We start from the raw sequence: 21,279 nt of genomic DNA on the forward strand, positions 1-21,279 counted from the left end.
TCCACAGCGCCTGCCCACGTGGTCCTTTTGCCTGAGAGGTTCCGGGGAGAATCTGCCCCTTCGGCGCCGTCGGGTCGACGGTCTCTCCCACGTGGGTGGTACCGGCACCTCCCACGCTACCAGCGGGCGTGTTTCCGGCTCATGTCCCGGGGGTTGATCACACCGGCGCCGGAGCCGCCGCCACCCGGTCGGCCAGCGCGCACAGGGTGGCGCCCAGCGGGGCGTCGAGGCGCAGCGCCGCGTACCCGTCGCCGCGGGTGACGCCCTGGTTGACGATCGCCACCGGGATGCCGTGGCGGGCCGCCCGCAGCACGAACCGCCGGCCCGACATGACAGTCAACGACGACCCGAGCACCAGCAGCGCCCGGGCCCGCTCGACGAGCGCGAAACAGTCTGCCACCCGGGGCGCGGGGACCGTCTCGCCGAAGAACACCACGTCCGGTTTCAGCGTGCCGGTGCCGCAGAGCGCGCAGTCGACGGTGCGGAACCCGGTCACCGCCTCGTCGGGCAGGTCCACGTCCCCGTCGGGGTTGACGCGCGCCACCCGGGCGTCGAAGCCCGGGTTCGCCTCGGACAGGCGCCGGTGCAGCTCGTCGCGGCCGGTGGCGTTGCCGCAGTCCAGGCACGTCACCTCGTCGAGGCGGCCGTGCAGTTCGATCACGCCGGTGGCGCCGGCGGCGGTGTGCAGCCCGTCGACGTTCTGCGTGATGATCCCGCCGAGCAGCCCGGCGTCCTGCAGCCGCGCCACCGCCCGGTGCCCGTCGTTGGGCGCCGCCCGGGCGATGGTCTGCCAGCCCAGGTGGCTGCGCGCCCAGTACCGCCGCCGGGCCAGCGGGTCGCGGGTGAACTCCTGGTACGTCATCGGGGTGTGCCGCCGCGCCACGCCGCTGGGCCCCCGGTAGTCCGGGATGCCCGACTCGGTGGACAGGCCCGCGCCGCTGAGCACCACCACGTCCCCGCCGGCCACCAGCCGCGCCAGTTCCTCGAACGCCTCACTCACCCGTCCATCGTCCCTCGCCGGCCCCGCACCTCCCACCCGCTCACCCGGTCGCCCGGCGGGGCCGCCGGGTCCGGGCTAGGTTGAGCCCATGCGCGTCGTCATCGCCGGAGGGCACGGAAAGATCGCCAAACTGCTGGAGCGGGAACTGGCCGGACGCGGAGACACCGCGCTCGGGCTGATCCGCAACCCCGACCACGCCGCCGCGCTGCGCGCCGCCGGCGCCGAACCGGTCATGTGCGACCTGGAACACACCGACGCCGACACCCTCGCCGCCCACCTGGCCGGCGCAGACGCTGTCGTGTTCGCCGCCGGCGCCGGACCCGGCAGCGGCGCCAGCCGCAAGGACACCGTCGACCGCGGCGCCGCCGTGCTGCTCGCCGACGCCGCCACCCGCGCCGGCGTACGCCGCTACCTGCTGGTCTCCTCCATGGGCGTGGACGCCGCGCCGGCCGAGGGCACCGACGACGTGTGGGCGGCGTACCTGCGGGCCAAGAAGGCCGCCGAGGACGACGTCACCGCGCGGGACCTCGACGTGACGGTGCTGCGGCCCGGCCGCCTCACCGACGACGAACCCGGCGGCCGGATCACCCTGGCCCGGCACGTCGAACCCGGCGCGATCAGCCGCGCCGACGTGGCCCGGGTGCTGCTCGCCCTGCTGTACGCCCCGGCCACCGCCGGGCACACCCTGGAACTCGTCGGCGGGGACACCCCCATCGCCGACGCGGTCGCCGCCGTCGCCGCCTGACACCCGGCGGCGCGTCCCGGCCCGCGATCACGCGCGGGCCGGGACACCGCTCAACGCTGGTGCCGCGACAACGCCGGCTGCGGCGCGGCCCCGCCGCCCTGCGGCAACTCCCGGGCGATGCGCTCCATCGTGCGCGACAACTGCTCACTGCCGTCGTCGAGGTGCCGGGCCGCCGCCTGCATGTGCGAGATCATCATCTCGCCGAAGATCCGCAACGCCTCCCGCGTCGCCACCGAGTCGTCGAAGCCGCTCCCGGCCGCGCTGCGGTACTCCGTCACCGCCCGCTCGGCCTCCCGCTTCGCCTCCTCCGCCGCCGCCCGCATGTAACTCTCGTACTGGGTACGGGCGTACTCGGCGACCCGGCGCGCGTAGTCGTGGGCCTGCGCGATGATCTGCTCGGCCTCCCGCTGCGCCGCCGACAACAGGTTGACCTCCTTCGCCGCCGGCGCCACCGCCGCCTCCGTGCTCGGGATCACCCCGTGCCGGTGCAGCTCCAGATGGTCGTTGAGCCGCTCGTTCTCCGCCCGCAGGTTCGCCACCTGCGCCGCCAGCAGATCCAGCTCGTCGGCCACCTGCAACCGGAACCGGTCCACATCGGTCTGGTCGTAGCCGCGGCGGGTGAACGCCGCCGACCCGAACTCCCACCGCCGCACCCGGTCCGAGGTCAACCGCACCTGCACCGGACCGGACACCTGCTGCGCGTCGTAACTGCTGATCGGACCCGCGCTCACCGGTTCACCTCCGACTCGTCAGCCCTCGTCATCGTCCGCCACGCCGGGCCGTACCAGTGCTTGCCGTAACCCTCGTGATGCACCTGACCCGGCTGCAGCCCGGCGCCGGTCAACGCCGCCACCGAATGACCCACCATCTCGTCCGAGCCGCACACGTACACGTGCCGCGACCGCCAGTCCCCGTCGGCCAGCACCCGGTCGGCGATACGCACCGACTCGCCCGGCCGGGCCGGATCCGCACCGGCCACGTACGACACCCGCAGCCACGGATGCGTCGCCGCCAGCTTGTCGATCGCCTCGCTGTCGTAGAACTCCGTCCGCGACCGGGCACCCACATACAGGTCCACCCGGCGGCCCGCACCCTCCGCCGCGACCTGCTCCACCAGCGCCTTCACCGGCGCCCAGCCGGTCCCACCGGCCAGCAGCAGCAGATCCGACGACCCGGCCTGCCACAACGTCAACCGGTCACCCACCGGCGACGCCAGGTGGATCTGGTCACCGGCCGCGCACCCGTACACCAGACGCGACGACACCACACCACCCGGCGCGGCCCGCACGTGCAACTCCACCGTGCCGTCCGGACGCGGCGCGTTCGCCGGCGAGTAGTACCGCCACGACCGCACCGCCGGATGCGACACCCCGATCGACTGGCCCGGCGCGAACGGCAACAGATACTGCGGGCGTACCGTCAGCACCGCCACGTCGAACGTGCGCTGCTCGTGCGTCAGCACCTCCGCCACCCACCACGGCGGCGACTGCGCCTCCGCGGCCTGCGCGCCCTCCGTCATCACCTGCGCGACCAGCCCGTACGCCGCGGCCCAGTCGGCGGCCAGCTCCTCGGTCCACGCGTCGCCGCAGAAGTGCCGCAACGTCGCCAGCAGCGCCTCACCGACCGCCGGGTAGTGCTCGGCGCGCACCGCGAACTTCCGGTGATCCGCGCCGAGGTCCCGCAGGAACCCGACCAGCCGGTCCACCTGGTCCACGTGGGACACCACATGCCCCAGCGCGGCCACCAGACGGTCCCGCTGCCCGGCCATGTTCGTGGGGAACATCTGCCGGGTCTCCGGATGCGCCAGGAACAGCGTCGAATAGAAGTAGAGCGGCACCTGGTCGCCGTGCGCGGCGACCAGGGACCAGCTCTGCTTGAGCCGTGCGACGTCCACGCTCAGGCGTCCCCCGCCGACACGACCTGCCCCCGCACCTGCCCGAGCACGACCTGCACGTCGGCGATCACGTCCGCCGGCACACCCAGCTCCACCAGCGTCGCGGTCAGGTGCTCACCGACCTTCGCGTAGTGCTCACCGGTGATGTTCAGCGGCTGGTGCGCCTCGTCCAGCCCACGGCCCGCGTACTCGTTGGGGCCGCCGAGCACCACCGCCAGCATGAGCGCCAGGTGCCGCCGCTGCTCCACCATGTCCACGTCGGCGAAGTAGCCGGCCAGATCCGGATCGGCCAGCACCTTGTCGTAGAACAGCTCCACCGCGGCCTTCACCGCAGCCGCGCCGCCGATGCGCTCGTAGTGGGAGATCGGGGTCGTCTCGCTCGTCACCGTCATGCTCGGTCCTTCCGCCAGGGGTCCGCGGGCAGCGCCGCGGCAGGGGCTCGCCGTCCGGCGCGGAGTCACACAGCGTTCCACGGTGACGTCGACACGCCGACGACCGGAACGGACCATAGCGCGCCCGCCGGGACACTTCACGACCACCCTGTGCCGATCCCGAGAACTGTCAATCACGGACAGTGAACGACGCTGCGGCAATCGGTGGACGCACCGCAACCCACCGGACACGATACGTCAACGTGGACGACGTACCGTCCTTTTCGGACATCCCGCGCGCACGTGCCGTGACCTGCGGCGACTCACACCCGGCCCGGCCCGCGCCGTCAACCCGCCCCGGCCTGCGGGAAAGGACCACACCCCGTCACCAAAACACGAATCGCGCCACACCCTTTCGGGCGCGGCGCGATCCCGTCAACGAGACGCGACGCAGGTCACCCGGCCCGGCGCCGCGCCCGACGCGCCGCCAGCTCGTCACCCACCGACTCCGAGTCCGACTCCGGCTCCACCGCCGGCACGGCCGACTCCTGCCCACCCACCGGCTCCGCCGGCAGATGCGACAACGAACCCTGGATCTCCTTGAACGCGCCACCGATCGCGATGCCGAACACGCCCTGGCCACCCTGCAACAGGTCGACCACCTCCTCCGGCGACCGGCACTCGTACACAGTCGTCCCGTCGGAGATCAACGTGATGCCCGCCAGATCGTCCACCCCACGCGACCGCAACGCCTCGATCGCCTTACGGATGTTCTGCAACGACACCCCGGCATCCAGCAGCCGCTTCACGACCTTCAACACCACCAGGTCGCGGAACGAGTACAACCGCGACGTCCCCGACCCCGACGCGTCACGCACACTCGGCACCACCAGCGCCGTACGCGCCCAGTAGTCGAGCTGCCGGTAACTGATCCCCACCGCCGAACACGCGGTCACACCCCGGTAGCCGACCTCGCCGTCACCGGCCGGATCGGGCCCCACACCCGCCTGCTGTTCCACACCCGGACCAGGATCCCGCGGCTCGTGCATCGGACCAACCTCCCCGCGCCCGTGGCGGTGCCGCGTCGATTCCCCGTACGCGCACCACTCGACACGGCAACCCTAACGCCGCCCCCCGGACTTCACCCGCAGGAGACACCGCGACACGCCGCGCCACCACCCGGCAACAACCACACACGGCGGCCGGCCGCCACCCACCGTGACAACCACCGCCGCGCCGACCCCGGCCACCCGGCCGGGAAACTCAACCCGCGAAGTCCTCCGGACGCACCTGCTCCAGGAACTCCCGGAACTTCTCGACCTCGTCCTCCTGCTCGTCCGGGATCACGATCCCCGCCTCGCTGAGGACCTGCTCCGCACAACGAATCGGAGCACCCACCCGCAACGCCAACGCGATGGAGTCACTCGGCCGCGCCGACACCCGCACACCGTCACCGAGCAGCAGATCCGCGTAGAACACGTTCTCCTTCAACTCGGTGATCTCCACCGCCCGCAACGGCGCCTGCAACGCCGTCAGCACATCCCGCAGAAGATCGTGCGTCAACGGCCGGGCCGGCTTGACCCCCTGCTGCTCGTAAGCGATCGCCGTCGCCTCGACCGCGCCGATCCAGATCGGCAGATAGCGGTCCCCCTCGACCTCCCGCAGCAGGACGATCGGCTGGTTGCTGGGCAACTCCACCCGAACTCCGACCACGCTCAGCTCGCGCACCGCCGCCTCCGTGTCGTCGTCACCTTGCACCGCGCCCTTCCCTGCACGGTACACGGACCAGGACACGGGAGTCCCACGCGCTACGTGCACCACGCCTCGCCGGACGGGCATACCCCGGCAAGCCTACGACACGCTCCGCGGACCAGATCTTTCCGCGCCCACAGACGACGAAGGGCCGGGCGCACACCGCACCCGGCCCCTCGCACCGACCTCACCGGCCCAACGTCGACCGCAGCCCCACCCGCACCAACGCCGCGTGCAACCGCTGCGACAACGCCACCAGCTCCCGCGCCGTCTCCGCCGCCCGAGCCCGCGCCGCCGGATCGCTCTGCCGCGCCAACGGCGCCACCAACTGCGCGAACAACCCGACCTCACGATCCGCCGCCGACCGGTACGCCCGCAGATGCCGAGGCTCCAGCCCGTACGCCGCCAGACCCGCCACCGCACTCGCGATGATCAACGCGTCCGCGTCGTACCACCCCGGCGGATCCGACACCAGCACACCCAGCCGCTCCAACTCCGCGAGCGTCGACTCCTCCACACCACTACGAGCGATCAGACCCGCCCGGTCCAGCCGCACCTCCGACGACTCCACCGGCTCCCGGCCCGGAACCTCACCACCCGGACCCACAGCCACCAGATTCGGCCGCCCCCGCCCCGGCGACGGACCAGACCCGTCCCACTGGGCCAACTGCTCCCGGATCACCCGCAACGGCAGGTACTGATCCCGCTGCGCGGTCAACACGAACCGCAACCGCGCCACATCGTCCCAGCCGTACTTCCGATAACCCGCCGGCGTCCGCTGCGGCTCCACCAGGCCCTCGGCCTCCAGAAACCGCAACTTCGAGATCGTGACGTCCGGAAACTCCGGCCGCAACTGCGCCAGCACCTCGCCGATACTCATCAGCGCAGGCGCCCGCGCCGCCCCGGACGGCGTCGAAGCCGCAGGCTCGTTCACCCCCGGCCGGCCTCCTCCTCCGGGCGCGGACCGGCGATGAACACCACCCGGAACTTGCCGATCTGCACCTCGTCACCGTTGCTCAACGTCGCCGCCTCGACCCGCTCACGATTCACGTACGTGCCGTTCAGGCTGCCCACATCCCGCACCGTGAACGTCCCACCGTCCCGGTGGAACTCCGCGTGCCGCCGCGACACCGTCACGTCGTCCAGGAAGATGTCACTGTCCGGGTGCCGGCCACTCGTCGTCACATCGTGGTCCAACAGGAACCGGGCACCCGCATTCGGACCCCGGCGAACCACCAGCAACGCCATACCCGGCGGCAACGAACCGGACATCCGGCTCGGCACCACATCGGTGTCCGGGCCCTCCAGCACTTCGTCGAGCGAGCCGAGATTGAGCGTCGAAGTGACGTCGAGCGGGGGGAACTCGTCGTCTGGGCGCGTCATGGGACCACCTCACGGATCTGTTCGGTCGGCGTCAGGGAATGGCGGGTCTGGCCGCCGGGCAACACCACACCCGGCGGCTGGCTCCCCGTGCCCGGGAAGGCGCATTCCGCAACGCTCAAACTATTGGTTCTCGGTCGACTGGGCGAGCCTAGCCAGCGCCGAAATGCAGGGCAACCGGACGCGCGGAACCTCGCCGCCGCCCGGAACAGCACGAACTCAGCTCTCGGTGAGCTCGCGGTACGCATCGGCGGTCAGCAGACCCTCGACCGCCGCCGGATCGTCCGGAGTGATCTCCACCAACCACCCCGCACCGTACGGATCCGTGTTGATCACCTCAGGGGTGTCGGCCAACGCCTCGTTGCGCGCCGTCACCGTGCCACTCAGCGGCGCGTAGATCTCCGACACGCTCTTCGTCGACTCGATCTCGCCCAGCGACTCACCAGCCGCCACCACCGCACCGGCGTCCGGCAGCTGCACGAACACGATGTCACCCAGGGCGTCCTGCGCGAAGTGCGTGATACCGACGCGGACGACACCACCGTCACCACCGACCACCCACTCGTGCTCGGCGGTGTACCGCAGATCCTCAGGAATCACCAACTGCGTCCTTCGTCATCGGTGCACCGGAGAAACCGGCGCGGCCGCGACCGGTCACGAAACCGGCCGGGCGTGGTCCAGCTTGATCGGCGCGTGCAGCTGCGAAACCTCCACAACCTCACGATCCTCGGAGGTCACGTTACCGCCGCCCTCCCGCACCGATGCGACCACCCCGCCGGGAATGTTCAACGCCGTACGCATCGTCGCCGGATCACCGATCACCATGATCGTGAACGGACCCGTCAACCGCCGCCCGTCCACCACCAGCGCACCGTCCGGCCCGTCCACGAAATACGTCGACGCGATGATCCGCGCCGCCGTACCGTCCGCGCCCTGGATCTGCATCGCCTCCGCGCCCGCACCCCGCAGCTCCTGCACCGCGTCCAGGATCCCCGACGACGACACCGCCTTCGCCGGCCCCGAGAACCGCACCTCAAGACCCGGACCCACCGCCGGCAACGTCCCCGCCAGAATGCCCAGCTCGTCCGCCCGCCGCGTCGCCTCCTCCAGCGCCGCCTGCCGGCCCTGCTCACCCGACCGCAGCTGCCGCTGGCTCTCCTCCAGCAACTCGATCTCCTGACGCAGCCGCCGCTCCCGCGAATCCAGATCCGACGAGATCCGCACCAGGTCCTCCTCCCGCGTCGCCGCGAGCGTCGGATCCGTCGACGTCGTCTTGAACTGCACCACCAGCGTGAAACCCAGCAACGCCAGCAACACCGCGATCATCGCGCCCGCCGACGAGAACCGCCGCGCCACCGACGGCGCACCCGCCGCCGCACCCGGCTCCGGCTCGGACTCCGGCACCGCCTCCCGCTCCGCGGGCTCCACCGCCTCGTCCGGCACCGGCTCCGCCGGCGCCAACGGGCTCAACTCGTCCGGATCGGGCGCGTCCGGGCGCGGATCCGGCTCACCCGCCGGACCCGACGGCCGCGCCGGCTCCCCAGGCCGCGGCCACCCCGTACCCGTCTCCCTGTGTTCCTCGCTCATCGCCACAAACCTACGCCCGGAACAGGTGCCGGCGGATCGCCGCCACGTTTCCGAAGATGCGCACCCCGAGCACGACCACCACACCCGTGGACAACTGACCGCCCACGCCCAACTGGTCACCCAGGTACACGATCAGACCCGCCACCAGCACGTTCGAGATGAACGACACCACGAACTGCTTGTCGTCGAAGATCCGGTCCAGCTTCGCCCGCACCCCGCCGAACACCGCGTCCAACGCGGCCACCACAGCGATCGGCAGATACGGCTGCAACGCCGCCGGCACCGTGGGGTCCAGATACACCCCGAGCACCACACCGGCGAGCAACGCCAGCACCGCGATCATCGGCCACCTCCCGAAGGGCTGGAAGAACCACCCGGGCCGGACGACCCGGGACTCGACGAACCGGCGGCACCCGAACCCGACGGGCGCGCACCCGCACTCGCGCTCGGACCCGGGGTCGCCGGAGGCTCGGCGTAGCGTAGCCGCGGCTGCGGCGCCGCCGGCAGGGTGAGGTCACCGACCCGCTTCACCCCGAACGACAGACCCGTCTTCCGCGCCACCTCACGCATCAACGCCGCCGCCCGGCTCTCGTCGAACCGGTCCCGCATCGACCGCGGCCCGATCGCCTGCACCTCGTACGGACCCGTCACCGGCCGGTAGTCCACCAGGATCGCCTCACCCGCCGACCGGATCGTCGACGTCGCCGTCAACCGCTGGCCGTTCACCGCCACCGCCTCGGCACCCGCCGCCCACAACGCGTTGGCGACCTTCTGCAGATCCGAATACAGCACCCGCGACGGACCCGCGTCCCCGTTCGTCACACCGTCCTGGTCCGCCGCCGCGTCGGCCAGCCGCACCACCACGCCGTCCCCGCGCACCCGGGCCAGGCCGGTACCCGCCTCCAGCGTGCGCAACCGGGACGCCTGCGAACCGCTCAACGTCGCGTCCCGCTGCCGGCTGACATCCTCGCGCAACTGCTCGGCGCGCTCGGTCAACCGGTCCGTCTCCGCCTCGCGTCCCTTGATCTCCGCGACCAGCCCCGCCCGCGCCGTCGCGCGGCTCGGCTCCTCCGCCATCGTCTCCCGGTACGCCACCGCGAACAGGAACCCGATCAGCGCCAGCACCAGCAGGCTCACCGGCCGGCCGAGCACCTCCCGCACCCGCGACATCGAGCCCGTCGCCCGGCGCGCCGCCGCGTCCCCGTACCCCGGGTCCAGCGGATTGCGGAACAGCTCGGTCAGGAAGTCCGGCGCGTACACCCGGTTCGAGGGGTCGCGCTCGTTCTGCCCGTCCCGCGGCGGCGAGGTGGTCATGCCGGCGCCTCCGTACGCCGGGCCCGCATGGCCCGCACGAGACGGCTCGCCTGCACCACGTACATCGCGCCGGCGACCCAGTAGAGGACCAGGCCCCACCAGGCCAGCCCCCAGCCGATCGCGCCGGCCGCGGTGCCGGCGTCCGGCACGGCGTCGGCCAGCAGCAGGATCGGGAACGCCGCGAGCAGCAGGAACGTCGCGGTCTTGCCGACGTAGTGCACCGGCGGCGGGCCGTAGCCGTAGCGGCGCAGCACCCCGAGGGACACCAGCAGCAGCAGTTCCCGGGCCAGCAGCGCCCCGGTGAACTGCCAGGGCACCACCTCGCGGGCGGTGAAGGCGAGCAGCGTGGCGAGGATGTAGAGGCGGTCGGCGAGCGGGTCGAGCAGCTCACCGAGCCGGCTCACCTGGCCCAGGCGGCGGGCGATCCAGCCGTCCACCCAGTCGCTGGTGCCGCCCACGGCGAGCACCGCGATGGCGGCGACGTCGGCCCGGACCACGAGGAACAGGTAGAGGAAGATCGGCACGCCGACGAGCCGGACGAAGCTGATCAGGTTGGGCAGCGTGAGGACGCGGTCTCCCGCGACCATGGCGGTCCCGGAATCCGGTTGCTCCGCTGGAGCCGGCCGACGCGACACCGAACCCTCCCTTCGCAGCACGGTCCGGCAGCCGGATGAACGGCCGCTGGAGGGACGTGCGCGTTGCCGGCCGGTCAGACGCCGGCGCCCTCTGTGATCCCGGGCTGGGACCTCCCCGACGCGGCCCGTCCTCGTGGTGATCACGGGCCGCCCAGTTGCGCTGCCACTATATCGGGCTCGCCCTTCTCCCCCGGACGCCCGCTGCGTCGTTGCTCAGTGGTGTCACGGTGTCGACCGTCACAACCGCTAAGGCATCCTAGGACACTAGTCGAGCGGTGGGGGCAGGGCGGACAGCGGCGCGAGCGGTCAGGCGGTGCGGGCAGTCGAGTCCGAGCCGGCCTGCGGGGCGGTGGTCGTCGCGGCCTGGCTGAACGCCACCAGCGCCAGCAGCAGCTCGTGCTGCACCCGGTTGGGCATCCGGTCGAGTACGGCCTGCACCGCCCGGTGCCGTCGCTCCTGGAGGTCGCGCAGCAGCGTCTCGGCGGCAGCGGTCGGGATCAGCCGCACCTCCCGCCGGTCGCGCGGGTCGGCCACCCGGCGCAGCAGGCCGACCGCCTCCAGGCGATCGCAGAGCCGGCTCGCCGACGACGGGACCACGTCCAGCAGCTCGGCCAGCCGGTTCACGTTGGTGTCCGGATGCGACACGATCAGCGACAGCACCCGCAACTGGGTGGGCGAGACGCTGACGGTGTGCCGGGAGGTCGCGGAGTCGAGCACACCGATGAGCGCCTCCGCAGCCGACTCGATGGCCGCGGCAAGATTCGGAGGTCGCTCCACTCGCTGTCCCCTGCGATCGTCCCGCTCGTGTTCGCTCCGCCGGCCCGCTCACTGCCCCGTCACGTCGTCGGACCGGCTGGAGCCGCGCCAGTCCAGGCAGACGACGACCGCGTCGTCACGGAGATCCGCGTCGGCATGGTACGCATGCAGTTCGCGCATCACCGTACCAACTGCCTCGGTCGCCGGCTGCAGCCGAGTCGACCGCATCGCGCGCGCCATCGCCCGGACACCGTACGGCTCCTGCTCGTCGGGCTCCGCCGCGTACACGCCGTCGCTGACGACGAAGAGGCGATCGCCCGGCTCCAGAGTGAACTCCTGCACGTCGTAGCGGGTCTCGGCGAACATGCCCAGCGGCAGTTGCTGCTCCAGCGCGATCGGTGTGACGCGTCCGCCGCGCAGCCGCAGCAGTTGCGGCGACCCGGCGTCCACCGCGCGCATCACGCCCCGCCGGCTGTCCAGCTCCAGCAGCAGCGTGGCCACGTGCCGGCTCCCCCGGTGCTGGTAGTAGATGGTGTCCGAGGCCAGCTCCGCCTGCTCCACCAGACTGCCGCCGGAACGTCTGGCGTTGCGCATGGCGTTCACCGTCATCGCCGTGAGCATCGACGCGGCCAGCCCGCTACCGGTGCCGTTGAGCACGGTGAGGGTGAGCCGGTCGCCGTCCACCGACCAGTCGAAGTGGTCACCGCCCACCGTGTACGCCGGTTCGAGCTGCCCGGCGAGCAGCGCGTCACCGAGCCGTACGCTGCGCCCCGGCAACAGGTCCCACTGCATCTCGGCGGCCATGCTCAGCCGCTCCCGCCGCCGGGCCCGCCGGTAGCGGTCGGTCTCCCGGTCCGCCGCGCGGATCGCCACGGCCAGCTCACCGGCGGCGTCGCGGGCGGCCTCCACAGTGGCCGCGTCCGGGTCGCCGGGCAGCTCCACCATCAGCACGCCGAGCCGCTCCCCCCACACCGACAGCGGCAGGTAGGCGCGGCAGCGGCCGTCCTCGACGACGTCCAGCACCGGCTCCTGGCTGCTGAAACAGCGCTGCGCGACGGTGTGGGCCAGCAGCGGGCCGCCGTCGTGCACGTCCGGGTCGAGCACCGGCCAGAGTCCGCTGGCGCGGTAGTCGGCGACGAACACCTCCGCCCGCGCGGCCCCGAGCGTCTGGCGCAGCACCGCGTCCGCGGTCTCCGCCAGCTGGTCGGGTGGCGCCGTGCGCAGGGCACGTGACACCGATCCGGACGCCTCCGGCATGCTCATCCTCCGATGACGACTATTGCTACAGGGCAAACATCATACGAAGGCCGCCCGACGGCGAACGCCCCGCCTCGGCCGGGCGTGACGGGGACCGGCTCAGCCGGCCGGTCGGAGCGCCAGCGCGCCGTGGAACGCGTCCGGCACCGGCTCGGGCTCACCGGCCGGCCGCCACCGCGCCACCGGCACGATGCCGTCGCCGGTCGGCTGCCAGCGGCCCAGCAGCGGCGCGAACCGCTCCGGTGCCCGCATCCGGAACGCCGGACCCATCATGGCCAGCGCCTCCGGGTGCCCGGCCAGCTCCTCGGTGTCGAAGTCGATCGCCAGCCGGCTGCCCGGCGCCACCGCGTGGTACAGCTCGTCGAGCGTACGGGCGAGCGTGTCGTCGTCCAGGAACGCCGCCAGCCCGAGGAAGACCACACCCACCGGCCGCCTCCCCCAGCCCGGCACGAACCGGTGCAGCTGCGCCCGGTCGACGGTCCCGATGTCGGTGGCGTCGCCGTAGCCGTACCCGGCCCGGTCGCTGCCGTCGAGCAGGCTCCGGCCCAGCCGGACCGTCTCCGGGTCCACGTCGGTGTAGAGGACCGTCGCCTCCGGCGCGACCTCGTGCACGTTGCCGCAGGTGGGCACGCCCGCGCCGAAGACCAGGAAGCCGTCGATCCCGTCGGCCGCCATGGCCCGCACGGTGCGGCCGAGGAATCCGCGCAGCGACCGGAAGATCTCCGCGCAGGGCCCGTACGCCGCCTCGAACGCGGCGGCCGCGGCGACGTCCACCGGGCGGTGGTGCCGGCCGCCGAGCCAGTAGTCGATCATGCGGGCGGTACTCGGTCCGTCCGGCTGATCCATCGACGGGGCTCCCTCCCCTGGGCGCTGCACGCCAGCGTACCCACCGGGCGACCCCGGCGGTATCGCCCCGGGCCGGCCGTCCGGGCCGCGATACTGGCCGCGGGAGCGCCGGCCACGAGGAGGTACTGGTGAACTCGGCGAACGGGGCCGCGGTGGTAGTCGGGGTGGACGGCTCCGAACCGGCGAGCCGGGCGGTCCGCCTGGCGGCCCGGGAGGCGCGGCGGCGCAACCGCCCGCTGCGTGTCGTGCACGGGTTCATCTGGCCGCTGCTGCGCGTACCGGTCTCCGCGCCGGCCGGGTCACCACCCGGCGCCGGGCTGCGCAACCAGGCCGAGGAACTGGTCACCGACGCGGTGGCGGTGGCCGAGGCCGAGTCGCCGGGACTGCGCATCACCGGCGAGATCATCGACGGGGAGGCGGCAGCGGTGCTGCTCGGCGAGTCCCCCACCGCCGCCCTGGTCGTGCTCGGCGACCGAGGTCTGGGTGGCTTCGCCGCGCTCGTGATCGGGTCGGTGGCGGTGCAGGTCGCCTCGTACGCCGACTGCCCGGTGCTGATCGCGCGCGGCACCGCCCACGACGACGGCCCGGTCGTGGCCGGCGTGGACGGCTCGACGCTGTCGCGCGCCGCTGTCGAGTTCGCCGCCGAGACCGCGTCCGCGCGCGGCGCCGCGCTGCGCGTGGTGCACGCCCGCCCGCGCGGCCGGGACGACGCCGAGGAGGAGCGGGTGCTCACCGAGGCGGTCGCCGGGATCGGCGAACGGTGGCCGGACCTGCCGGTGCACGCCGAGACGGTACGCGCCAAACCGGTCGCGGCACTGACCACGGCGTCGGCCGGGGCTCAACTGGTCGTGGTGGGCCGGCAGGGCCGGGGCGAGCTGGGCGGGCTGCTGCTCGGCTCGGTGAGCCAGGGGATCCTGCACCGCTCCGCCTGCCCGGTGGCTGTGGTCCGCGCCGCCGACTGAGCGGCGGCCCGGGCACCCGGGCTGAGCGGCGGTCCGACCGGGCCGGGATCCGCCCGGCAACGGTTGGTCCCGGCCCGGGCGGGTAGACGCCAACGGTCAGCCGACAGCGATCCGCAGGAGGCAGAGATGCCAGGACCACGGCCCGGCAGCAACGCGTACGACAAGCAGCGGGCACGCCTTCGCGACCTCGTCGAGCAGTCCGGACGGGCGTCCGACAAGGAGGCGAACCAGGTCGCCAACCGGATCCTCCAGGACGACAGGGGGCAACGCGGTGTGGTCCGGGGCGAACGGACCTACGGCCCCAAGGGCAACCGGGAACCGGGTGACCCGAAGTGAGGACGGCAGCGGTTGTCGACGGCGCCATCGCGGGCGCCGTCGGCAGCGCCGTCCTCAACGCGGTCTCGTACCTGGACATGGCGCTGCGGGCCCGGCCGGCCAGCAGCACCCCGGAGTCGGTCGCCGGACGGCTGGCCGACGTCACGCACGTCGACCTGGGCCCCGGCGACGAGGCGGAGAACCGCCGCTCCGGTCTGGGGCCGTTGCTCGGGTACGCCACAGGCATCGCCGCGGGGGCCGCGTTCGGCCTGCTCGCCGCGCACCGGCGGATCCCGTTGCCGCTGGCCGCAGTCCTGCTCGGCGGCGGGGTGATGGCCACCTCCGACGGCTCGATGACGGTGCTCGGCGTGACCGACCCGCGTACCTGGCGGCGCAGCGACTGGGTCTCCGACCTGATCCCCCACCTGGCGTACGGGCTGTCGGCCGCAGCCACCTGGCGGCGGCTGCGGCCGACGTCGGCTCGCGGTTAGCTCTCGTCGTCGGCGACCGGCTCACCGGCCGGGCCGTACGGCGACACCTGTCCCCTGGGGACAGGCCGCCCCGCGTCCGCGTTCGACGTGCCACGGCCTCGCGAACGGCTGCCCGCCTGGGTGGCCGTCTTCCGGCTGTCCTGGCTGGTGGCGCCGAGGTCGTTCCGGCGCAGTTCCTCCTGCTGCGGCTTGACCACGGGTCTCTCCTTCCCGGTGGAGCGCACGGCCGTCGACCGCGCACCCGACCGGCGTACCCGTCGCCGCCCGGCGCATTCCGGATCGGCCCGGGGGTCTGGCCCGGGCCGGGGCGGGTAACCCGGGTGGATGCCAGACGATCGCAACGTCGCACGTGCCCTGCTGGACCGGCAGTCCCGCACGTACGCGGAGGAGGCCGGCATCGCCCTCGCGGACCGGCCCGGCCCGCTCTACCAGCTGCTGGTGCTCACCACGCTGCTGAGCACCCGGATCCGGGCCTCGGTGGCGGTGGCCGCCGCCCGGGAGCTGTTCGCGGCCGGCTACCGGACCCCACAGGCGATGGAGGCGGCGACCTGGCAGGACCGGGTCGACGCGCTGGGCCGGGGCCACTATCGGCGCTACGACGAGCGGACCGCGACCATGCTCGGCACCGGCGCCCGGCTGTGCCTGGACCGCTGGCACGGCGACCTGCGCCGGCTGCACAAGGAGGCCGGATCCGAACCGGCCGTGCTGCGCCGGCTGCTCACCGAGTTCCCCGGCATCGGCCCCACCGGTGCGGACATCTTCCTGCGGGAGGCGCAGTCGGTGTGGCCGGACGTGCGCCCGTACGCCGACCGGCGCACGCTCGCCGGGGCGCGGCGGCTGGGCCTGCCGGCGAGCCCGGGCGCGCTGGTCGGGCTGGTCGGCGAGGCCGACTTCGGCCGGCTGGCGTCGGCGCTGGTGCGGGTCGCCCTGGGCGAGGAGTCGGCGGGCGAGGTGAGCCGCAGCGCCGCCACGGCCCACTGAGGGCTACTTGGCCGGGCCGGGCTTGGTCAGGTTCCAGGCCAGCAGCGAGGCGAGCAGCGCGAGCAGCACCACGCCGCCGGAGATGCCCTCCTCGCCGCTGTCGCGGCTTCCGGTGAAGCCGAAGTAGATCACGGCCAGCCCGGCCAGCACGGTGACGAACGTACGCATTCCTCGGTCCTTCACGCCCGCACCGTACGACCGGCGGCGCGGGCCGGGGCGGGGATCGGGCGGCTGTCCCCCGTCCGGGTGTCAGTCCGACGTGCGGCCCACAGCGGGACCGCGCAGCCGGACCCGGCGGACCGCCCGTCCGGCCACCTCGACCACCTCGACGGTGAGGCCGGGCAGCCGCACCCGCTCGCCCGGGCCCTCGGGCAGCCGGCCCAGCCCGGCCAGCACCAGGCCGGCCACCGTGGTGTACTCCCGGGACAGCGGGAACGTCACGCGGACGCCCACGTCGGGCAGGTCGTGCAGCGGGAAGTCGCCCGGCAGCAGCAGCGCGCCGTCCGGCTCCCGCACGGCGCGGCGCACGTCCCGGTCGGTCTCGTCGTACAGCTCGCCGACGACCTCCTCGAGCAGGTCCTCCATGGTGACCAGGCCGTCCACGCCGCCGTACTCGTCCACCACCAGCGCGAGCTGCTCGTGCCGCTGGCGCAGCTGCCGCATCGCGTCGGCCACCGGCAGCGTGCCCGGTAGCAGCACCGGCGGGCGTGCGCGGTCACCGACGGGCGCGTCGCCGGCGTCCACCAGGTCGCGGATGTGCACGGTGCCGCACACGTCGTCGAGCCCGCCGGGGCCGATCACCGGCGCGCGGGACCGGCTGGTGGCCGCGAGCCGGCGCATCGCCTCGACGGCCGGCAGGTCGGCGGGCAACGTGGTCACGTCGCGGCGCGCGACCAGGATCTCCCGCAGCGTACGGCCGGCGATGTCGAACGCCCCGGCGAGGATCTCCCGCTGCTGGGCGGACAGGCCGCGCTGGCTGACCAGCATCTCCCGCAGCTCCTCCTCGGTCACCTCCTCCCGGCTGGCGCGCGGGTCGCCGCCGGCGAGCCGGACCAGCAGGTCGGTGGAACGGCCGAGCAGCCACACCGCCGGCCGGGACAGCCGGGCCAGCAGGTCCAGCGGCGCGGCGCTGATCAGCGCCCACCGTTCCGCCGTCTGCATGGCCAGCCGCTTGGGCGCCAGCTCGCCCACCACGAGCGTGAGGAACGTCAGCAGCAGCGTCACCACGAACACCGCTACCGGGCGGGCGGCCCCGCCGAGGAAGCCCAGCGGGCCGACCAGCGGCTCGGCGAGCGTCACCGCGGCGGCGGCCGAGGCGAGGAACCCGGCGAGTGTGATGCCGAGCTGGATGGTGGCCAGGTAGCGGTTCGGTTCGCGGGTGAGGCGGCTCAGCCGCGCCCCGGCCCGCCCGGAGCGCGCCAACCGGCGCAGCTGCCCCTCCCGCAGGCTCACCAGCGCCATCTCGCTGCCGGACAGGGCCGCGTTGATCAGGATCAGGACCAGCACCAGCGCGATCTGCGCGCCCATCAGTCGGTCTCCAGGTCGTCCAGCGAGATCGCGTGGGTCATCAGCCAGCGGGCCAGCGCGGCCATCCCGAACAGCCACAGCGGCGCCGACTCGGTGGGGCCGTTCGTGGCGTAGATGGCGAAGCGCAGGTCCGGGGCCCGGTACGCCTCGATCCGCCACTTGTGGTTCTTGTCCCGCCAGACCGCGGAAGGGTCCATGGCGCCACGGTAGGTGACCGGGACGGGCAGGCGACGCGGGTTGGCTCACCCGGGCGGGCGGACCACCTCGCGGGCGTCGTCGGGCAGCCGCCGGGTGGCGCCGCGCCGGTCCAGCAGCTCCAGCAGCGGCACCGCCACCCGGCGGGTGGTGCCGAGCGCCTGCCGGGCGGCGCTGAGCGTGAACGGCTGCGGCAGCCCGGCGAGCACGCGTACCGCGTCGTCCGGGGCGCCGGGCAGCAGCACCACGTTCCCGGCGAGCTTCAGCAGCGCGCCGGCGCGTACCGCGGCGCCGATCTCGCGGGGGCCGAGCCCGAGGTCGGCCAGGTGGTGCGCCTCGGGGGCCTGGAACGGGCGGTCGCCGTACTCGGCCCGGACCCGGTCCACCGCCCGGGCCACCGGGTCCGGCAGTGTCCCCTGCGGCGCGGCGGTGACCAGGCCGTCGCGCACCCGCAGCGGCGGGCGCAGCAACGCCGTCACCAGGGCGCGATCGGGCAGGTCGAGCCGGTGCCGCAGCACGTCGACGGGTACGCCCGCGGCGAGCGGATGCTCGGCGGCGTACCGGGTCACCTCCTCGGTGAGGCGGCGGCCCAGGTCCCGCCAGTGCTCCGGGTCGGCCAGCCACTGCCCGGCCACCGGCGTCGCGGCCGGCGCCACGCCCATCCGGGTCAGGTCACCGGCGCGGACCAGCCGCCGCCGGCGCAGCTCACCGGGCAGGTCCGGCCGCCCGTCCAGGCCGGCCAGCACCGCCGCGCGGGCGGCCGCCGCGCCCCGGCGGCGCAGCGGCGGGGGGTCCACGTCCAGCACGGTCACGCCGCCCGCCACGTGGTGCCGGCCGGGGTCGCGCAGCAGCGCCCGGTCCCCGATCAGCAGCGGCAGCGGACGGGCCAGGCGCAGCCGTACCGTGTCCGGGCCCAGCGGCCGGACCCGGGCGGGCACCGCCGCCGAGCCCACGTGCAGCGTGAGCGTGGCCGGCAGGTCGGCGGCCGGGTCGCCGGACAGCCGCACGTCGAGCAGGTCGGTACGCCCGAACCGGCCGGGTGTGAGCAGCGCGTCGCCGCGCCCGACCCGGTCCCGGGGCAGGCCGCGCAGGTTCACCGCGACCCGGGCCACCGCCTCGACGGCGGGGTGCGCGACGCCGAGCGAGTGCAGTCCGCGTACCCGCACCGCCTCACCGGTGGCGGCCAGTTCCAGCTCGTCGCCGACGCGCAGCCGGCCACCGCCGAGCGTGCCGGTGACCACGGTGCCGCTGCCGCGCACGGTGAACGCGCGGTCCACCCAGAGCCGCACCGGGGCGTCCCGGGCCGGGTCGGGCAGCCGGGCGGTCAGGCGGTCGAGCGCGGCGCGCAGCTCGGGCAGCCCGGCGCCGGTGACCGCGGAGACCGGCACCGCCTCCACAGCGCCCAGCGACGTCGCGGCGATCTCCGCGCGGGCGCGCGCCGTCGCCGGCCCGGGATCGGCCAGGTCCGCGCGGGTTACCACGAGCAGCCCGTACGACACACCCAGCGCGTCCAGCGCGGCCAGGTGCTCGGCGGACTGCGGCATCCAGCCCTCGTCGGCGGCCACCACGATCAGCGCGGCCGGGACCGGGCCGACACCGGCGAGCATGTTCGGCACGAACCGCTCGTGCCCCGGTACGTCGACGAACGCGATGGTGCCGCCCGACGGCAGCGCGGTCCAGGCGAAACCCAGGTCGATGGTCATGCCGCGGCGGCGTTCCTCCGCCCACCGGTCCGGTTCCATCCCGGTCAGCGCCCGCACCAGCGTCGACTTGCCGTGGTCGACGTGCCCGGCGGTCGCCACCACGAACATGCCGGTCAGTCCCCCACGCTCAGCACCGCGGCACGGACCCGCTCGTCGGCGCCCTCCGGCACGGCGCGCAGATCAAGCAGGAGCCGGCCGTGCAGCACCCGGCCAAGGATCGCCGGGTCGCCGGTACGCAGCGGTTCGGCGTACCGCTCGGGCAGGCTCAGCGCCCACGAGTCCAGTTCCACGCCCGGTGCTCCGCCGCCGCCGACCACAGCCGCGCTGGGCACCACCTCGGCCTTGCAGCCGTCCTCACCGAGCCGGTCCCGCAGCCGCTCCAGCCGTTCCCGCAGCCGGGCCGGATCGGCGTGCAGCGCGTCCCGGGTGGGCGTGGACGGCGCGTACAGGGTGGCGGCCAGCGCGGCGAGGGTGAGCTTGTCCACCCGCAGGGCCCGCGCCAGCGGGTGGCGGCGCAGCCGCTGCACCAGGTCGGCGTCGCCGAGCAGCAGACCGGCCTGCGGACCGCCGAGGAGCTTGTCGCCGCTGGCGGTGACCAGGTGCGCGCCCGCCCGCAGCGTGGTGGCCGCGTCCGGCTCGGCGGGCAGCAGCGGGTCCGGCGCGAGCAGCCCCGACCCGATGTCGGCCACCACCGGCACGCCGAGCGTGGCCAGCTCGGCCACCGGCACCGCCGACGTGAAGCCGGTGACCACGAAGTTCGACGGATGCACCTTCAGCACGAACCCGGTGCGCTCACCGATCGCGGCTTCGTAGTCGGCGCGGGTGGTGCGGTTGGTCGTACCCACCTCGCGCAGCCGCGCGCCGGTACTGGCCAGCAGGTCGGGCAGGCGGAACCCGTCGCCGATCTCGACCAGCTCGCCGCGGCTCACCACGATCTCCCGGCCGGCGGCCAGCGCGGTCGCGGCCAGCACCAGCGCCGCCGCGCCGTTGTTCACCACGTGCACCGCCCCCGCGTCGGGCACCGCCGCCGCGAGCGCGTCCAGCGCCTCCCGGCCGCGACGCGCCCGCCGGCCGGTCCGCAGGTCCAGCTCCACGTCGGTGTGCCCGGCGGCGGCGACCAGCGCGTCCACCGCGGACGGGGCGAGCGGGGCACGCCCCAGGTTGGTGTGCAGCACGACGCCGGTGGCGTTGAGCACCGGGCGGGGCGTACGGCCGGGCAGGTCCGCCAGCACCGCGTCGCGTACCTGATCGGGGGTCAGCTCGCCGCGGCGCGCGCGGTCCTGCGCGCTGACGATCGCGGCCTTGACCCGGTCGCGGCCGAGCGTCGCGGCGGCGGCGGCCAGCGCGGGATCGGCGAGCAGCGCGTCGGTGCGCGGCACCCGCCGTCGCGGGTCGACCTCACGCATCGGCGCACTCCCGGGAACGGTTCTTGGCGGAGACGGACGGGAATCGAACCCGCCTGGCCCGGGTCCCGGACCACACCGGTTTTGAAGACCGGGAGGGGCACCAGCCGCCTGAACGCCTCCACGCAGCAGTCAACCACAGCGGACGGGAGGCCGCCCGGGGAG

The 21,279-nt window shown here is 74.0% G+C and carries 27 protein-coding genes, 1 tRNA gene and 1 riboswitch; of the genes, 5 read left to right on the forward strand and 23 right to left on the reverse strand.

Features of this window, described 5'->3' with window-relative positions; genetic code table 11:
- Positions 1–9: 9 nt before the first annotated feature.
- A riboswitch (glycine riboswitch) is annotated at positions 10–100 on the reverse strand.
- A 57-nt stretch (positions 101–157) separates the two neighbouring features.
- Entirely contained in the window at positions 158–1,000 is an 843-nt protein-coding gene (locus tag CLT75_RS07965; RefSeq protein ID WP_135240196.1) for an NAD-dependent protein deacetylase, read from the reverse strand.
- An 88-nt stretch (positions 1,001–1,088) separates the two neighbouring features.
- Here CLT75_RS07965 and CLT75_RS07970 point away from each other — a divergent pair, with 88 nt between their 5' ends.
- Entirely contained in the window at positions 1,089–1,745 is a 657-nt protein-coding gene (locus CLT75_RS07970) for an SDR family oxidoreductase (protein ID WP_135240197.1), read from the forward strand.
- Between the two features lie 50 nt (positions 1,746–1,795).
- On the opposite strand, the gene CLT75_RS07975 is transcribed toward CLT75_RS07970, so the two are convergent.
- From CLT75_RS07975 to CLT75_RS08045, 15 genes are all read right to left on the reverse strand, one after another.
- Complete coding sequence (locus tag CLT75_RS07975; RefSeq protein ID WP_135240198.1) at positions 1,796–2,476, reverse strand: DivIVA domain-containing protein; 681 nt, start codon at positions 2,474–2,476, stop codon at positions 1,796–1,798.
- On the reverse strand, positions 2,473–3,639 hold the full coding sequence (locus tag CLT75_RS07980) for a globin domain-containing protein (protein WP_135240199.1): 1,167 nt from the start codon (positions 3,637–3,639) through the stop codon (positions 2,473–2,475). The genes CLT75_RS07975 and CLT75_RS07980 overlap by 4 nt, the downstream gene beginning before the upstream one ends.
- A gap of 2 nt (positions 3,640–3,641) precedes the next feature.
- Positions 3,642–4,031 (reverse strand): group I truncated hemoglobin, encoded by a 390-nt coding sequence (locus tag CLT75_RS07985; RefSeq protein ID WP_135240200.1) that lies wholly within the window; start codon positions 4,029–4,031, stop codon positions 3,642–3,644.
- 434 nt (positions 4,032–4,465) lie between these two features.
- Positions 4,466–5,059, reverse strand: a complete 594-nt coding sequence (locus CLT75_RS07990) for a MerR family transcriptional regulator (protein ID WP_209310290.1) — start codon at positions 5,057–5,059, stop codon at positions 4,466–4,468.
- A 214-nt stretch (positions 5,060–5,273) separates the two neighbouring features.
- Positions 5,274–5,738, reverse strand: a complete 465-nt coding sequence (locus tag CLT75_RS07995; protein WP_036311069.1) for a bifunctional nuclease family protein — start codon at positions 5,736–5,738, stop codon at positions 5,274–5,276.
- Between the two features lie 211 nt (positions 5,739–5,949).
- Positions 5,950–6,642, reverse strand: coding sequence for a transcriptional regulator FtsR (gene ftsR / locus CLT75_RS08000; protein WP_209310291.1), 693 nt, complete (start codon positions 6,640–6,642; stop codon positions 5,950–5,952).
- A 50-nt stretch (positions 6,643–6,692) separates the two neighbouring features.
- Positions 6,693–7,145 (reverse strand): oxoglutarate dehydrogenase inhibitor Odhl, encoded by a 453-nt coding sequence (gene odhI, locus CLT75_RS08005; protein WP_007071101.1) that lies wholly within the window; start codon positions 7,143–7,145, stop codon positions 6,693–6,695.
- Positions 7,146–7,361: 216 nt separating this feature from the next.
- Positions 7,362–7,742 carry a glycine cleavage system protein GcvH gene (gcvH, locus tag CLT75_RS08010; protein ID WP_135240202.1) on the reverse strand — a complete coding sequence of 127 codons (381 nt, stop codon included), beginning with the start codon at positions 7,740–7,742 and terminating at the stop codon, positions 7,362–7,364.
- Positions 7,743–7,796: 54 nt separating this feature from the next.
- Positions 7,797–8,729 (reverse strand): DUF881 domain-containing protein, encoded by a 933-nt coding sequence (locus CLT75_RS08015; protein ID WP_135240203.1) that lies wholly within the window; start codon positions 8,727–8,729, stop codon positions 7,797–7,799.
- 10 nt (positions 8,730–8,739) lie between these two features.
- Positions 8,740–9,072: a small basic family protein gene (locus tag CLT75_RS08020; protein WP_007071104.1), complete on the reverse strand. Its 333-nt coding sequence runs from the start codon at positions 9,070–9,072 to the stop codon at positions 8,740–8,742.
- A complete protein-coding gene (locus CLT75_RS08025) occupies positions 9,069–10,043 on the reverse strand; it encodes a DUF881 domain-containing protein (protein ID WP_135240204.1) in 975 nt (324 codons plus the stop codon). The genes CLT75_RS08020 and CLT75_RS08025 overlap by 4 nt, the downstream gene beginning before the upstream one ends.
- Positions 10,040–10,678, reverse strand: a complete 639-nt coding sequence (clsA, locus tag CLT75_RS08030; protein ID WP_486485091.1) for a CDP-alcohol phosphatidyltransferase family protein — start codon at positions 10,676–10,678, stop codon at positions 10,040–10,042. Before clsA ends, CLT75_RS08025 begins: the two co-directional genes overlap by 4 nt.
- A gap of 306 nt (positions 10,679–10,984) precedes the next feature.
- Positions 10,985–11,455: a MarR family transcriptional regulator gene (locus CLT75_RS08035; protein WP_135240206.1), complete on the reverse strand. Its 471-nt coding sequence runs from the start codon at positions 11,453–11,455 to the stop codon at positions 10,985–10,987.
- 48 nt (positions 11,456–11,503) lie between these two features.
- Entirely contained in the window at positions 11,504–12,691 is a 1,188-nt protein-coding gene (locus CLT75_RS08040) for a PP2C family protein-serine/threonine phosphatase (protein WP_120569856.1), read from the reverse strand.
- A gap of 99 nt (positions 12,692–12,790) precedes the next feature.
- A complete protein-coding gene (locus tag CLT75_RS08045) occupies positions 12,791–13,537 on the reverse strand; it encodes an SAM-dependent methyltransferase (RefSeq protein ID WP_135240207.1) in 747 nt (248 codons plus the stop codon).
- 128 nt (positions 13,538–13,665) lie between these two features.
- Between CLT75_RS08045 and CLT75_RS08050 the strand changes: the two genes are divergently transcribed.
- The 3 genes from CLT75_RS08050 to CLT75_RS08060 all read left to right on the forward strand — a co-directional run bounded on the left by CLT75_RS08050 (position 13,666) and on the right by CLT75_RS08060 (position 15,305).
- A complete protein-coding gene (locus CLT75_RS08050) occupies positions 13,666–14,499 on the forward strand; it encodes a universal stress protein (RefSeq protein WP_135240208.1) in 834 nt (277 codons plus the stop codon).
- A gap of 126 nt (positions 14,500–14,625) precedes the next feature.
- Positions 14,626–14,835 carry a hypothetical protein gene (locus CLT75_RS08055; protein ID WP_013286381.1) on the forward strand — a complete coding sequence of 70 codons (210 nt, stop codon included), beginning with the start codon at positions 14,626–14,628 and terminating at the stop codon, positions 14,833–14,835.
- Complete coding sequence (locus CLT75_RS08060) at positions 14,832–15,305, forward strand: hypothetical protein (protein WP_135240209.1); 474 nt, start codon at positions 14,832–14,834, stop codon at positions 15,303–15,305. Before CLT75_RS08055 ends, CLT75_RS08060 begins: the two co-directional genes overlap by 4 nt.
- On the opposite strand, the gene CLT75_RS08065 is transcribed toward CLT75_RS08060, so the two are convergent.
- Positions 15,302–15,502, reverse strand: a complete 201-nt coding sequence (locus CLT75_RS08065) for a hypothetical protein (RefSeq protein ID WP_135240210.1) — start codon at positions 15,500–15,502, stop codon at positions 15,302–15,304. The two genes, CLT75_RS08060 and CLT75_RS08065, sit on opposite strands and share 4 nt — an antisense overlap.
- Before the next feature lie 127 nt (positions 15,503–15,629).
- On the opposite strand from CLT75_RS08065, the gene CLT75_RS08070 reads away from it, so the two are divergent.
- Positions 15,630–16,286: a hypothetical protein gene (locus CLT75_RS08070; protein WP_135240211.1), complete on the forward strand. Its 657-nt coding sequence runs from the start codon at positions 15,630–15,632 to the stop codon at positions 16,284–16,286.
- Between the two features lie 3 nt (positions 16,287–16,289).
- On the opposite strand, the gene CLT75_RS08075 is transcribed toward CLT75_RS08070, so the two are convergent.
- The 6 genes from CLT75_RS08075 to CLT75_RS32575 form a co-directional block, all read right to left on the reverse strand.
- Positions 16,290–16,469, reverse strand: coding sequence for a hypothetical protein (locus tag CLT75_RS08075; protein WP_135240212.1), 180 nt, complete (start codon positions 16,467–16,469; stop codon positions 16,290–16,292).
- Positions 16,470–16,535: 66 nt separating this feature from the next.
- Positions 16,536–17,813, reverse strand: a complete 1,278-nt coding sequence (locus CLT75_RS08080; RefSeq protein WP_135240213.1) for a hemolysin family protein — start codon at positions 17,811–17,813, stop codon at positions 16,536–16,538.
- Entirely contained in the window at positions 17,813–18,010 is a 198-nt protein-coding gene (locus tag CLT75_RS08085; RefSeq protein ID WP_030503909.1) for a hypothetical protein, read from the reverse strand. Before CLT75_RS08085 ends, CLT75_RS08080 begins: the two co-directional genes overlap by 1 nt.
- Positions 18,011–18,055: 45 nt before the next feature.
- A complete protein-coding gene (gene selB, locus CLT75_RS08090) occupies positions 18,056–19,819 on the reverse strand; it encodes a selenocysteine-specific translation elongation factor (RefSeq protein ID WP_135240214.1) in 1,764 nt (587 codons plus the stop codon).
- Between the two features lie 5 nt (positions 19,820–19,824).
- Positions 19,825–21,117, reverse strand: a complete 1,293-nt coding sequence (gene selA, locus CLT75_RS08095) for an L-seryl-tRNA(Sec) selenium transferase (RefSeq protein ID WP_135240215.1) — start codon at positions 21,115–21,117, stop codon at positions 19,825–19,827.
- A 24-nt stretch (positions 21,118–21,141) separates the two neighbouring features.
- Positions 21,142–21,237 (reverse strand) — tRNA-Sec (locus tag CLT75_RS32575).
- Positions 21,238–21,279: the final 42 nt, after the last annotated feature.

This window comes from Micromonospora sp. CNZ285 (assembly GCF_004637285.1).